This window comes from Phaeodactylibacter xiamenensis, from assembly GCF_000759025.1.
Taxonomy (GTDB): domain Bacteria; phylum Bacteroidota; class Bacteroidia; order Chitinophagales; family Saprospiraceae; genus Phaeodactylibacter; species Phaeodactylibacter xiamenensis.
On the sequence record NZ_JPOS01000010.1, the window covers coordinates 205,027 to 219,453 of the forward strand.

7 protein-coding genes are annotated in these 14,427 nt (G+C 48.8%); all 7 read right to left on the reverse strand.

Annotated features, from left to right (window positions below):
• The 7 genes from IX84_RS03255 to IX84_RS03285 all read right to left on the reverse strand — a co-directional run bounded on the left by IX84_RS03255 (nt 1) and on the right by IX84_RS03285 (nt 14,419).
• Nucleotides 1–999, reverse strand: coding sequence for a T9SS type A sorting domain-containing protein (locus tag IX84_RS03255; protein ID WP_044216493.1), 999 nt, complete (start codon nt 997–999; stop codon nt 1–3).
• A gap of 190 nt (nt 1,000–1,189) precedes the next feature.
• Nucleotides 1,190–1,912, reverse strand: a complete 723-nt coding sequence (locus IX84_RS03260) for a T9SS type A sorting domain-containing protein (protein ID WP_160213640.1) — start codon at nt 1,910–1,912, stop codon at nt 1,190–1,192.
• Between the two features lie 7 nt (nt 1,913–1,919).
• A complete protein-coding gene (locus IX84_RS03265; protein WP_044216496.1) occupies nt 1,920–2,993 on the reverse strand; it encodes a transposase in 1,074 nt (357 codons plus the stop codon).
• 74 nt (nt 2,994–3,067) lie between these two features.
• Entirely contained in the window at nt 3,068–6,427 is a 3,360-nt protein-coding gene (locus IX84_RS03270; protein ID WP_152604902.1) for a DUF7948 domain-containing protein, read from the reverse strand.
• A gap of 78 nt (nt 6,428–6,505) precedes the next feature.
• The gene (locus IX84_RS03275; RefSeq protein ID WP_044216500.1) at nt 6,506–7,567 is read right to left on the reverse strand and encodes a T9SS type A sorting domain-containing protein; all 1,062 of its coding nucleotides are present in this window, start codon (nt 7,565–7,567) and stop codon (nt 6,506–6,508) included.
• Between the two features lie 73 nt (nt 7,568–7,640).
• Nucleotides 7,641–11,402 carry a DUF7948 domain-containing protein gene (locus IX84_RS03280; protein WP_044216501.1) on the reverse strand — a complete coding sequence of 1,254 codons (3,762 nt, stop codon included), beginning with the start codon at nt 11,400–11,402 and terminating at the stop codon, nt 7,641–7,643.
• Between the two features lie 368 nt (nt 11,403–11,770).
• The gene (locus IX84_RS03285) at nt 11,771–14,419 is read right to left on the reverse strand and encodes a TonB-dependent receptor (RefSeq protein WP_081968588.1); all 2,649 of its coding nucleotides are present in this window, start codon (nt 14,417–14,419) and stop codon (nt 11,771–11,773) included.
• Between the last annotated feature and the right edge of the window lie 8 nt (nt 14,420–14,427).

Genomic DNA, 14,427 nt, shown 5'->3' on the forward strand with positions numbered 1-14,427 from the left:
TCACTCCTTCACAAACTTCCGCACCACCTGCTCCGACCCTGCCTGCAAACGTACTACATACACTCCACTTGGCCAGTCCGCCACATTGACCTGCCAACTTTGGAGGGTAGGTCTTATATCAAGGGTTTCGGTGTGAAGGGTTTGACCGGACAGGTTCTCGATTTGGAGCTTGCCTTGGGTGGATTGAGGAAACTGAAACTGTAGGTTAAGAGTAGAATTGGATGGGTTTGGAAAAATAACCAAATCATTGAGCAGCGGAAATAGATCGCTATTTGAAACAACTAAATCTGGGGTAACCTGGATTGTCATATACCGGGTTAGAGACTCTGCCATTTCACCATTTAGCCACCCATTCATTTTCACAGCTAGGGCATAAAGCCCTTCCTCGATTGGCTTGTCCCAGTATATACAACAACGGATTTCATTTGTAGCTTCCGGAAAGCTGTAGCCTTCTTCTGTAGCAGGAACGAATTCATAGCTTATTGAATCAAGGCTCCCAAAAGGGAGCTCCGAACCAAGTATTTCATGATAAACCACACCATTTTCATCTTGCTCCAACCAATTGAAACTTAAAAGGCCATGAGGGGCATCATTCATATGCGCTTCTCCCAATTTGGAATAAACCAATTCCGAAAGAATAAACTCCTTTTCCCCGGAGTTTTCAATATTAGCTATTCCAGGAGCCCAGTTACCTATATTGTCAACTGTAAGGGTGTAAAATCCGGAGTCAGGATATTCATGATATCCAGTATGATTAGAGACATAATTCCCATCTCCATCATTTCGAAGCAACATTGGGAAAAGTGTGTCTTGAGTACCATCTCCCCAATCAATGATTGGGTCTTCGATGTAAGTGTCTTGGGCTGCAATGTGAACGTTGACGTTTACTGCTTTGTAACCCAAAGAAGCTCGATTGAGTTCACCATCAATTATTTGCTGAGCGCTTAAAATATTGGTTAGAATCAAACAAATACAAGTAGTTGAAATTAATGCTTTCATTTTTTTCTTTTAAAGAGGTAAATCAAAATTTGCGGAACGTTGCCCCTACACCTAAGAAAAAAATGAGGTTATCTAAAGTAAATTTTATCCTGCCACGAAGGTTCTCGACAATGTCATATTACAAATTTCATTTTTAAATAACCTCATTGAAAACTTGCTTAAATACAGGTTAAGTGAATCCTAAACTTAGCTATTGCCTTACGAACTTTGCAGACATACCGTACCCAGTATCATCCTTTGCCAAGAACACATATATACCGGAAGGCAAGCCTGTAATATCAATACCTTCCACGCCATTTCCCTCGAAACGACCTGACGCAACTAATTGACCGGCAACATTTACTATTTCCCATTCTTTTATAGCTCCTTTACAATTGATAGAAATTGTAATGTTACTTTGGGAAGGGTTTGGTGAAATCGTAATACAATCCTTTTTAACTGACGATTGTTCCTCCACAGAAACAGGAACTCCTTGAATATTTATCCTCCCAAAAAAAGCATCGTTAAAGGTCGGAATATCATTAAGACTTTCACCTTCGAAGTAGGCAGGGTCACCTGGATCTAATACTGGGAAATTAAAATCACTAACAGTAGAGCCCACAAAATAGAGGCTTCCTTCCTTAACTAAACTACTCGAAATATTATCATTCTTATTACCTCCTAAATAGGTGGAGTATGATAATGAATTCTGACTATTGAAAACACTTAAGAAAGCATCTCTGGACCCTCCACGAAATTCGCTTTCTCCAATTATTCCGTCTTCAATATCATCATCTTGAAAAAACACATCTCCTGTTGCAGGGCAAATAGGGAATACTCCAGAAGAAACACTTGGTACTATGCAGTAGTCGCTACTTAATTGTGGGCTACTACAAATTGTTGCTCCACTAAAATATAATTCATTGCCGTACACTTTTATTTTACGGGAAGTTCTTTGAAAATTGGAAAGAAAGATTTAAAGCATGCCTAGCATAAAATCGGACAGCCCTCAGTCCAATCTGAAACACGGACAAGCTATCGATTCGATCTTTACGGCAGAATTTACCCAACTGGGCTGAGGTTCGGGCATCAAACTCGAACAAGATACAGATGATGAAAGCCAGGCTAGCCACGATCAAGAGATTGAACAAGGTTTGAGGCTCTTCAATCCTGGTTTTATGAATGTGGAATCCGCGAGATTTGATATCGCCGAAAAAGGTTTCAATGTGATACCTCTTTCGGTAATATGTTTCGGCTTGCGGGCCATATTCCAAGCTGGTCAACAGATACAAAGGTCGGTCATATCGGGTCCGGTCATGCCAGAACAAGACATTGACTGGCCCAAACCCTTGCTTAGTCACATACATTTGGGGCAGGAACAAGCTTTTTTGACCGATACTTGCGGCCAAATGGCCAAAAGCCGAAGCATTCTCCATGTCCGGATGATCGGCTACCAAAGTATCCTTCGCCGTTTTTAGCACGTACTCCCAACCGTGAGCCAAACAAGACTGTTGCAACTCGCAGCCGTCGAATTCGGCATCTCCCAGCAGGAAAATCCGGCAATCCTGTTCCAGGATACTGTCCATAAGCATCGCCACTTGACCGATAATGGCCACGTGCATGTGTTCCGGGAAATGGCCTTTGGGAGCTTTACGAACTACCCAACAAATGGGAATGGCTCGCCTGCGCCAGATTACACTGACCATCAGCGCCATGCAGTCTTTGCCCACACAGGAGCCATCGATGGCCAGAACTAACTCTCCAGCCTTGCTCAGAGAGTGGAGAATCGGAAGAAGGTAGGGTATAAAGTGTACCGTGACATCGGTCCACTTATTTTGCAACCAACGCTTGGCCTTCTTGACCCGACTTTCCAGGTCAGTGGGGTCTTCCATATGGCGGCCCAACTCTGATAGAGATGCCCGGCCACCTTTGATTAAGGCACCTAATAAACCAGATAAGACGGTTAATCGACGCAAGGCGTTGCCTTGTGGAACCTCAGATTGATGCTTTATCAACCATTTTTTAGATCTTTGCAGAACGACATTTTGAAAGGGTTTTCTGCAAAGATTTTTAAAATCTCAGAAAACCCTTATTTTTTCTGTCTCTCTTTCCAAACTTTCAATGAACTTTTTGCCGAGCTAAAAGTGTACGGCAATGAAAAATATAAAGAACCTCCGTTCAGATCGATTGAATACTCATTAAAAGCCCCTTCAGTAGTACCACAAGAAAAACAAGATGACCAAGAAAGCAGCTTGTTTTCAAATCTAAATAGCAGTGGCCCTCCAGCAGAAGTGAGTTGAAAAAATGGAGTTGGATTTGTACCAGGAGTGTGATCGGAAAAGAGGCTCCCGTTGTTTGAAAAACAAACTACGGCAATTTCGTCCCCATCAATCGAAATATCTCCAGATTTTATTATGGTACCTGGTGGAGCTGAAGGGAAATAAGCATAATCGTCTTCACCTCCTCCTAAATATGTTGACCATTTTAAAACCCCTTCCTTAGAAAACTGAACTAAGACCAAATCAAGTTTTATATTGCCGTTAGGGTCAATTCCTATCGTATTATCATAATAGACACTTCCTGGGTTACAATCTGGGAATGCACCTAAAGCACTTCCTGTCGGTACGTTGCATGGCAAGGTACCACTTGCAGCCGTGGAAGTACCTGTCCCCCCGAGAATGTAGATATCATTACTCGATGGGTCTACTTCTATATCAGAAAAATATTCTCTGCCCGTACCCCCAAAATAGGTCCCCCACACCTGTTCTAAATCTTTGTCAAACTTAAGAAGGTAACCTTCATTAACTCCAGAAAACGCATCCTGGTTATATGCTGAACTATTACCATTGTCCATGATTGGGAATTCAATATCACTACTTGTATGTCCAACTATATATGTTGAGCCCTCGCCATCTACAGCCACACCAAGTGCTCTGTCTAAGGTCGATGAACCGCTAATGTAACTTGACCATAATAATTCATCTCCTGTTGAATTTGTTCTAAAAACAAAACCGTCCCAAGAATTATTTAGATTCTCATTATTAGCTATAGGAAAACGTGAAAGCAGGTTATCGCTACTTGTCTCGCCAACAACCGTAATCTGGTCGCTATCATCTATTACCATTTCAGCGGGCTCTTCAGTGCCATCCCCACCCCAGTAAAAACTCCATTTTTCCTCCCCTTCTTGACTAAATTTCCCTACAACCGCATTTGAACCAGATAAGTCATCAATTCCTTGACCAACTCCGGGAAAATAGTAACCTGATGAACGAGTAAGAACATAAATATCCCCAGTGTTACTAACATCAATATCGATTCCAACATCTTGTGCGTTCCCTCCATAGTAAGTAATCCAATCATCCTCCAAACTCCCCGAAACCACTTCCTCTCGCCGCAACTCCACAACCAGCACCTTCGTACTGTCATAGCTCCCCGTACTGCTAAAGCTCACCCGGCTGCCCGCAATACTGTATTCCGGTTTCCAGGCCGTGGATACCTCCTGGCCCAAGCTGTCTATCTGGAAAGCTTTCGGGGCGGGCAGATTAAAATCTCCTAATGAGGTGCCCACAAACAGGTTGCGTGCTTTCAAATAAAGGGAGTCCTGCCCGTGAAAATCAAGCTTTAGGTCATTGGGGTCCCCGCCCGGCTCTATGACAAAGTAGTACACTATGCCGCTCTCATCAGCAAACATCTGCAGGTTGATACCGTCATAAAGGTCGGTTACGGCTACCCGGCCGTACTGCCCGACCCGTGCACGGCCCTCCGGGATGTGCCCCAGATAGTAATTCCGGTAGTTGTCCAGTTTGTCCAGCCCGGCTGCGCTCATCAGGGAAGTCTTGCTGTCAAAAAACGTAATGTCAACGCGGTGCAAAGTGTCTGGCGTAGCGCTGCTCGTGTCTACGCTGGCGGTCACAAAGCTTAGTGTGTCGTTCTGCACATATAAAGGCGGATAACTGCCGGTGCTGTAAAAGCGTACACCTTCTACTGATGTTCCTGACGTATCCGTCAGCTGCCCCCGCTGCTCTGTGAATGCTAAGGCTGGCGAAGCGGCCCCATCCCCAGGAGGTATGGTCAACTGTTTTTTCGCATACCGCACCAACATGTATTCTGTAGAGCCATTAGACAGCCCGTTTTTGCCCAACACGGACAAGCCGCCCTCGCCATCTAAAGATATCGAAGTGGCTTCATCATCTTTGCTGTGCAGGCCGTTGAAGCTAGCAGACCATTCCGTTGTGCCGTCGCTGGCTTTCAATATGCGGGTGTGGTAGTCCTTTTGCCCCAGGGTATCTACAGAGCCGGTGGCATAGACCAGCCCATCTTTGCCAGCTACTACAGCTTTGGCTTCATCATCGCTATGGCTTACTCCATCGTACAGCGCAGCCCACTGCTGCGTGCCGCTATTATTGTACTTGATCACTGCAAAGTCCCTGCCATTGGAACCTGTTGCATAGCCTCCGACATATACATTGTCTAAGGAATCAATGTCCAGGCTGGAAGGGCGGTCGTCACTATTGGCAGACCCATTGTAAATAGACTCCCAGACCAGGCCAAGGGTGTCATCGAGCATCACCGTGACAATATCGTCCCCATTGCCAGCCGCATCGCTGTAGCCTGTAACGTAAAGGTTTTGATCGGCATCCGCTGCAAACCCTGTGATCTCCTCCAGGTCAACCTGGCTGTTTTCGGAAAACCCGCTCAGCGTGCTGCCATCTGAGGTAGCCAACACAGCAGAGCCAACTCGGTGGGTGCCATTATTAAATTCAGCGCCCACGCCAATCATCAGTTCATTAGGGCTACCCTTCGACAAGGTGCCGATCGCTAAGTTGCGGTTATTGGGCGTTAGGGTGCGGTCCCAGACTTCCGTCCCTCCATCATGATACTTGATGCAAAGCGCACCAAACAACCCCGTGGTATCGGTTATCGCGCCTCCTACATATATGGTGTCACTGTCCACCAACAGGCTGCTGCCGCCATCGTACCCATTGCCAATGCCGTTGTAGGTGCTGTACCAGTCTACCTGCCCATTGATATCATATTTTAGCGTGAGGACATCATAGCTATTGGCGCTTCCATTATAAACGGTACCTGTGATGAACAACTCTGTCAGGCTACTATTGGTCGTGATGGCCCCCGCAATAATATTTCCCGGGGTAGGAAGGTTAAAAGTGTCCTGATAGGCTATAGTCCCCCCTAAATTATAGCGGGTCACTAACAGGTCGTAATATCCACCGCTTTCGTTGTATGAACTCCCCACTGTGTATACCCCTCCTATTCGCGAAGGCGTGCTCAGGGCCCGGTCTAAACTCAGCGCAGGCTGCTCCCCCTTGCTGGCCTGCCAGGTCTCCAGGTAGAAGGTGCTTTGTTGGGCCCATAAGGGAATTCCTGATAAGAATATTGAAATCATCAACACCATGCTAATGGGTTGGAGTTTTAGGCGTAAACTTTCCATAAAAATATATTAAATCGGTTAAGTAAATAGGCCATTAAAAAGCTGCTGTCACAAAATCAAGCTACTCCTTTTATCAGCTTACTCCACCACAAACCTACGCACCACCTGCTCCGACCCTGTCTGCAAGCGCAATAAGTAAACCCCAGATGGCCAGTCAGCAACATCTATCTGTTCTGTTCTGACTGCAGAGCTGCCTTCCACTTCAAGGCGGCGCATCACTTTACCTTCCAGATTGAGGATTGCAACTTCCACGGACTGTCCAGGCGCTGCAAAATCTATATTGACCATAGAAGCTGCCGGATTAGGGTAGATACTGACTACAGCTGGCAATGATTCAGCTCCGGGCAAGGAGGATAAAATTAACTCTTCGGTCACCAGCATCGTCATCGCGCGCATGGTGGTGGACATGAAAAAGGTATCCAAAACTCCATTTAACTCCCTCTGCCGCCTTTCCCGGACGACTATCCCTACTGCATAACGGCCAGGAGCGATCGGGTCGTCCCATATCATAGCTGCTCCTACCGGAGGGGCCATGTAAATGCTATCGCTCGCCTCCGGTACACTATAGCCCTCAGAAGGGAAATCTGCTAATTCACCGTTAAAACATTCTACATGAAAATCTACTGTTTCCAAGTCAATGTTGAATACTACTTTCCCGTCAATTACATTTATATTTCCCTGTTGCGTAAAAAACCTGGGCGTTTGATTTGCAGCCAAACTGCCCGTTTCCTGGGGATATAACGCTACGGTGTCACTTAGCTCAAGTTGTTTATTGCCCGAGTCTTCAATGTTTACAATATCGCTTACCAAAAAACTGTCACGAAAACCCATTATGTAGACCCCTGCAGTATCAAAATCATGACCGCCATAATAGATATCCAGATAATAGTTTTGCCCTTCGAAGAAGCCGAGTGGTAAGCTATTCTCCAAGTGAATAGAGTCCAGTGGGCTGCCATCGCCCCAGTCATACAGAATGAAAGGCTTAGAGCCGCCCTGCCGCCATACCCAGGCTTCAATTTTCACGTTATCGATAAATATTTCTTTATAGACCTCTGCACCGTAGATGCGCTGGGCATCTAGCTGCTCTGTCTGAATTAAAGATAAAAGCCCTACTATCGAGAGAATGAAATATTTTAGCATGCTATTTTAAATTTTGGCTTGGGCAATGGCAGGTTAAGTCCTCGCCATTGCCCAAGGATATGGTGATCAATGTCTAAATTTTGATGAATCTGCCCGTGAACTCTTCTACCCTTACTTGATATAAGCCAGAGGGTAAGTTGCCTATGGATACTTCTGTCTCAAAATGGTTTAAAACCTTAGTCATTACCAGCTTACCGGCCATATCATATATGTATGCTTCGCGTTGGTGTGACTTTACATCCTTCGGTAAGCTAATCGTCAATAAATCAGTGGCTGGGTTTGGAAAAATAGTCAACCTCTCGGCTGAAGATTCTATCTCTTGACTGTTCACCAGTGCCCCAATATTAAGCCTTCCAACAAAACCTTCAGTACCTCCAGCATTGTAATCCTGCTCATAGGAATCTTGCGGGAAACTGACCGGAAAACTCTGAGTGCTAGTCGTGAATCCAGTTAGAAACAGGACGTCCTCAATACTCGTTATACTTGTGATGAACTCATCTTCATTCCCACCAAAGTAAGTCGCAAACTCCATAGTATAGTCGGTTGCAAATGCCGTCAAGAACAATTCAAATCCCCCCTGGCTATTGTCTTCATAAAAGGTCCCTCCTAATGGCGGGCAGAGCGCAAACTCACCAGAAGGGGGAGCACTGCAATAATCCATTGACGAAACAGGCGTTGCACAATCTGATACCCCACTGATATAGATTCCCCCTTGTGCACCATAAACAATAGATTGATAGAGATTTAGAACATTAGGGCTGCCTTCAATACATCCGTAATTAGTTTTCCATACTAAAGACCTGTTTGCAAACTCTGCAACAAAATAACCTCTACCTGAAATGCTTTGCTGAAATCCGCCACCTGTATTGGCTTGCATCGTACTCAATTGTTCACTTGCCCCAAGAATGATCAGGTTGTTGCCGTTTACATCAATGCTTGAGGACGTTAACAGCTTTTCTCTTAAACTGCCCCCCATAAAAGTAGCCCAGCTTAAATTCCCCTCTGGGTCAAACTCCGCAATGAAAATATCATCTTCCAGTGCCGGTGAATTCCCATTGGCGAAGGCGAACTGGGAGCTTCCCGATGGTTGGCAAGATGGGAAACCACTATCGGTTGGTACATTGCAAGAAGTCGCAGAGTAGCTCATTGTAGTTGTATTCCCGGCAATGAATAGTTTTTCATCCGGGGTGATGACAACATCCTGAATGCTTTCTTCTCCACTGCCTCCAAAATGGGTGCTCCAGCTCGTGTTAAGGTCTGAATCAAGCCCGATAAGCAGCCCGTCTCTTCCGCCACTATTTGATGAGTCATGATACCCCCAAGAGCTGTTTGAAGTAGTAGAAAAACTACCAGAACGTGCTTGACCTCCAACATAAATACTTTTATCTTGCCCAGATATAGCATACAATTCCGTCTCGCTGCTGGAAGCGCTCAGTACTTTTGAGGATATGGACTGCCCGTCATTGATAGAGAACGAAGAAATAAACCCTTGAGAAACTAAAGATGGAATTCCGATAGTCGCTGGAAAATCAGATGAAAGTGTCCTTCCTACCACATAGACTTTATCCAAAGCCAAAATATCATAACCATTTTCCGGGCCGCCACCACCGAAAATGGTCATGTAATCTAATGCAGCAGATGCCTTGAATTTGGTAAAGAACACAAACTGGAAATTTGGGCTGCCAAATACCTGCACGCCCTCAACCTCTGGAAAAACCTGATTGAATGTTGTTCCGGCTACATAGAAGTTACCGTCACTGTCCGTGTCGGAGCCATTAATGACATCAGAATCGTTGCCGCCAAAGTAAGTAATCCAGTCCTGGCTTGGTGAACCTGGGACTTCCTCTCGCCGCAACTCCACCACCAGCACCTTCGTACTATCATAGCTCCCCGTACTGCTAAAGCTCACCCGGCTGCCCGCAATACTATATTCCGGCTTCCAGGCCGTGGATACCTCCTGGCCCAGGCTGTCTATCTGGAAAGCTTTAGGAGCTGGTAAATTAAAATCTCCTAATGAGGTGCCCACAAACAGGTTGCGCGCTTTCAAATAAAGGGAGTCTTGCCCGTGAAAATCTAGTTTTATGTCATCAGGGTCCCCTCCTGGCTGTATCACAAAATAATAGACGATGCCACTTTTATCTGAAAACATCTGAAGATTGATGCCATCGTATAGGTCTGTTACCGCTACACGGCCGTACTGCCCGACCCGTGCCCGGCCTTCCGGGATGTGCCCCAGATAGTAATTCCGGTAGTTGTCCAGTTGGTCCAGCCCGGCTGCGCTCATCAGGGAAGTCTTGCTGTCAAAAAACGTAATGTCAACGCGGTGCAGGGTGTCTGGCGTAGCGCTGCTCGTGTCTACGCTGGCGGTCACAAAGCTTAGTGTGTCGTTCTGCACATATAAAGGCGGATAACTGCCGGTGCTATAGAAGCGTACACCTTCTACCGAAGTGCCGGAAGTATCCGTCAGCTGCCCCCGCTGCTCTGTGAATGCTAAGGCTGGCGAAGCGGCCCCATCCCCCGGAGGTATGGTCAGCTGTTTTTTAGCATACCGCACCAACATGTATTCTGTAGAGCCATTAGACAGCCCGTTTTTGCCCAACACGGACAAGCCGCCCTCGCCATCTAAAGATATCGAAGTGGCTTCATCATCTTTGCTGTGCAAGCCATTGAAGCTGGCAGACCATTCCGTTGTGCCGTCGCTGGCTTTCAATATGCGGGTGTGGTAGTCCTTTTGCCCCAGGGTATCTACAGAGCCAGTGGCATAGACCTGTCCATCTTTTCCAGCTACTACAGCTTTGGCTTCATCATCGCCATGGCTTGCGCCATCGTACAGTGCGGCCCACTGCTGCGTACCGCTGTTATTGTACTTGATCACTGCAAAGTCCCTGCCATTGGAACCTGTTGTGTAGCCCCCGACATATACATTGCCTAAGGTATCAATGTCCAGGCTGGAAGGGCGGTCGTCACCGTTGGCAGGCCCATTGTAAACAGACTCCCAGACCAGGCCCAGGGTGTCATTGAGCATCATTGTGACCATATCGTCCCCATTGCCAGCCGCATCGCTGTAGCCTGTAACGTAAAGGTTTTGATCGGCATCAGCTGCAAAACCTGTAATCTCGTCCAGGTCAACCTGGCTGTTTTCGGAAAACCCGCTCAGCGTGCTACCATCTGAGGTAGCCAACACAGCAGAGCCAACTCGGTGGGTGCCATTATTAAATTCAGCGCCCACGCCAATCATCAGTTCATTAGGGCTATCCTTCGACAAGGTGCCGATCGCTAAGTTGCGGTTATTGGGCGTTAGGGTGCGGTCCCAGACTTCCGTCCCTCCATCATGATACTTGATGCAAAGCGCACCAAACAACCCCGTGGTATCGGTTATCGCGCCTCCTACATATATGGTGTCACTGTCCACCAACAGGCTGCTGCCGCCATCGTACCCATTGCCAATGCCGTTGTAGGTGCTGTACCAGTCTACCTGCCCATTGATATCATATTTTAGCGTGAGGACATCATAGCTATTGGCGCTTCCATTATAAACGGTACCTGTGATGAACAACTCTGTCAGGCTACTATTGGTCGTGATGGCCCCCGCAATAATATTTCCCGGGGTAGGAAGGTTAAAAGTGTCCTGATAGGCTATAGTCCCCCCTAAATTATAGCGGGTCACTAACAGGTCGTAATATCCACCGCTTTCGTTGTATGAACTCCCCACTGTGTATACCCCTCCTATTCGCGAAGGCGTGCTCAGGGCCCGGTCTAAACTCAGCGCAGGCTGCTCCCCCTTGCTGGCCTGCCAGGTCTCCAGGTAGAAGGTGCTTTGCTGGGCTACTACCATATTACAGAAAGAAAGAAAGAAAGAAACAGCACCCGTTTCCTTGAGGGTGGTTTCAGGTTCAAGTTTGCATTTTTCATAGGTAAATTATTAATCGGTTAAGAAAATAAAGCATCAAGTGTGCCAGATTCAGGGCATAAAGCCTCCGTCTTCCTGAAGCACAAGGCCTCAAAAAGCAGCAACAGGCATATCTATCGGGCAACCGAATAAACGCGAGCGCGGTACTGATGCGGAAGTAAACCATCCACCTCAGAGAAAGGAGCGAACAGGCGCGTTCGGATTTTTGGTAAGATACGCAAATGATGGCAAAGGTGCAATGTTGACAAGGAGAAAGGGGGTATGAATTCCGGCATGTCTTTAATTTCGTACGCTCACCACGCCCACCGCCCCCACACACTCCACGTCCGCCCCAGCAGCTGCAGCTCATTACCCAGCACGGCAGTCCGGTTGGGCAGGTTAGGTGCCGGCAGGTCGATGCCGTAAAACTGTTGCCGGTAAAGGGTGTTGGGCGCATCGGCAAGGTTGTAGACGGAGGCACCGAAGGTCAGTTCGCTGCCCTTCAAAGGGATAGTGTAGGCGGCGCTGAGGTCCAGCCGGTGGTAGGCAGCAATGCGCTGATAGTAATCCGGTGCACCCTGCTCCCGCTCGTTGCGGAAGCCGTCCAGGGAGGTGTCCAGAAAGGGGGCTCCACTGGCGTGGACATAGGTAGCGCTCAATGCCCAGCCATTAACCCGATACTCATGGTACCAGCTCAACTGATGGGGGCGGTCTTCCTGTGTGGGGAACCATTCGTTTTGAAAGGCGGCGGGGTAGCGTTGCAGGGAGCGGCTCAGGGTGTAGGACAGCCAGCTGCTGTACCGGTCGCCGGTCTTGCGAATGAGTACTTCTGCCCCGTAGTCCCGGCCGTCTCCGCTAAACAATTGGAATTCCCGGTTGCGGGGGCCAGGGTCGCCTGCAGTGCCCAGCCCACTGATCAGAGCAGCGTGCTGCAGGCTGCCTTCGGTGTATTTGAAAAACCCGCCGACTTCCCAACTTAGGACCTCCCCCGCATATTGCAGCCCAAGGGTAGCCTGATTGGCATGGGCAACGGGCACCGCGGCTTCATTCGCCAGTTCCCAAACGGCTACGCTGCGCCCAAAGCGGTTCTCATGGTAGTAGCGCCGCAGAAACTGATGGTAACGGCTCAGGGAGGCATTGGCCGACCATTGGTCTGACCACCGGTAGCGGGCGCGCAGGCGGGGAGACAAATAGGGTTGCTGTGTACGGTCGTACCAGGTCAGATGGCTCGCCCAGCTCCAGTCCCAGGGGCCCGATTCGTACTGACCGCCAGCGTAAAGCGCATACTGTGTGCCGGAAGAAGCACGGGACCGAATGGGCAGATCGTCGTTTTCCAAATCCAGGGTGGTGGCGTTATGCTCCATTCGGTAGCCCAGCTTGTAGGTGGCCCCGGATTGGGGTTGCCAGGTGTTTTTCCAGTTGAGGTGCAGCCCGGTCAGGTCATTGTACCGCAGATTATCGGTGCCAAATGCACGGACCGTATCCTCCAGCACCCTCCGAAAACTGGTAGTGGTACGCTCGGCCTCTTCGTACCGGCTACCGCCAATGGTCAGCAAAGACCACCACTGATCATTCCATTCGTGCTGCAGCCTGCCGCTCCATGCCTGATTTTGCCAGGTAGAATTTTCGGCCACGAGGCTTTGGCTGAGGATGACCTCTTCGCGTAAGCGTTGCCGGAAATCAAAGCCGTACTCATAATCATAGGTATCGCTGCTGCTGAAAGCGTTGGCTTCCAGGGTGGTCTTTTCGGACACCTGCCACCGCCACTTCACAAACGCATCATGAAATTGAAACGCAGGCTGCACCCGGATCAGCCGGTCTAAAAGGGGCGATTCATCCTCTCTGCCGGGCAGGTCCAGCTGCTGGCTAAAGGCCTGAAAGAGGCTTGAAGTGCCCAGGTTGCTATGGGTCATGCGCCCGCCGCCTGTAAGGCTCATCCGGTCGCCAAGTGGCACGGCTATATTGCCCTGCAGCATCAGGTTGGAAAGGGTGGCGCTGCCTGTCACCTGCTCCGTAAGGCCTTCCGGGCTGGCCATTTCCACAATGCTCGCAGTTCGGCCGCCATATTCTGCCGGGAAACTGTTTTTGTACAAACGCACCGATTCCAGCAGATTCCCATCCACACTGCTGAAGATGCCGAAGAAGTGGTCGATGTCGTAAAGGATCATCCCATCCCAGACGATGAGGTTTTCATCGGGCATGCCGCCCCGGACCTGCAGCCCGGAGGAAAAATCATTGTGCGCGCCTACTCCGGGCAGCAGTTGCAATTGCCGGAAAGGGTCCAGTTGACTGCCCAGCCCAGGAAGCTGCATCCCTGGCCGGATGGTGTAAAACTGATCACGCCCGTTGGCAGACAAGCCCGGGGGCATTTCCACGACCACGATCTCCGGAATGCGTACCTGGGCTGGTTTTAAGAAAAGATCGGGCAGCGGCTGCCCCGAAGTATAGGTGACGCGCTTGCTTTCGTAGCCGATATAGCGTACCTCCAGCACAATCGGAGTATCGACCTCCGGAAGAGACAACCGGAAGGCGCCCTGAGTATCCGAACAATCCCCTATCCCCTGCCCCACCCAGTGGATGCTGGCGAAAGGCAATGGATCCTGCGTAGCTGCATCGCGGATGACACCTGAGAGCAGATTGGACTCCACAGGCTCAGATGGATTAGGCGCTTTGGGCCTTACTAAGATCTTGTCTGCTGCCAGCGTGCGGTATTCCATACCCGAGGCCTCAAGCACGCGGTAAAGCGCCTGCACCACGGGCTCTCCTTCCAGCTGCAGGCTAAGGGTATGTGGTGCTACCGCTGCGGCATCGTAGGCGATAGAGAGACCATACTTCTGTTCAAAAACCTGAAAAACTTCCGACAGTGGCTGGTCCCGGAAGTCCTCCGTTACCCGTTGCTGCGCGATGAGCGCGGCCGGGAGCAGGGATAGCCACAATAGACACAGCCAAAGCCGTTTCTGCATACAATCAT

What these genes read in the sequence shown, in the direction of transcription:
- IX84_RS03270 (WP_152604902.1), bottom strand. Translation starts at nt 6,427, where the DNA reads ATGGAAAGTTTACGCCTAAAACTCCAACCCATTAGCATGGTGTTGATG.
- IX84_RS03285 (WP_081968588.1), bottom strand. Translation starts at nt 14,419, where the DNA reads ATGCAGAAACGGCTTTGGCTGTGTCTATTGTGGCTATCCCTGCTCCCG.
- IX84_RS03275 (WP_044216500.1), bottom strand. Translation starts at nt 7,567, where the DNA reads ATGCTAAAATATTTCATTCTCTCGATAGTAGGGCTTTTATCTTTAATT.
- IX84_RS03280 (WP_044216501.1), bottom strand. Translation starts at nt 11,402, where the DNA reads ATGGTAGTAGCCCAGCAAAGCACCTTCTACCTGGAGACCTGGCAGGCC.
- IX84_RS03255 (WP_044216493.1), bottom strand. Translation starts at nt 999, where the DNA reads ATGAAAGCATTAATTTCAACTACTTGTATTTGTTTGATTCTAACCAAT.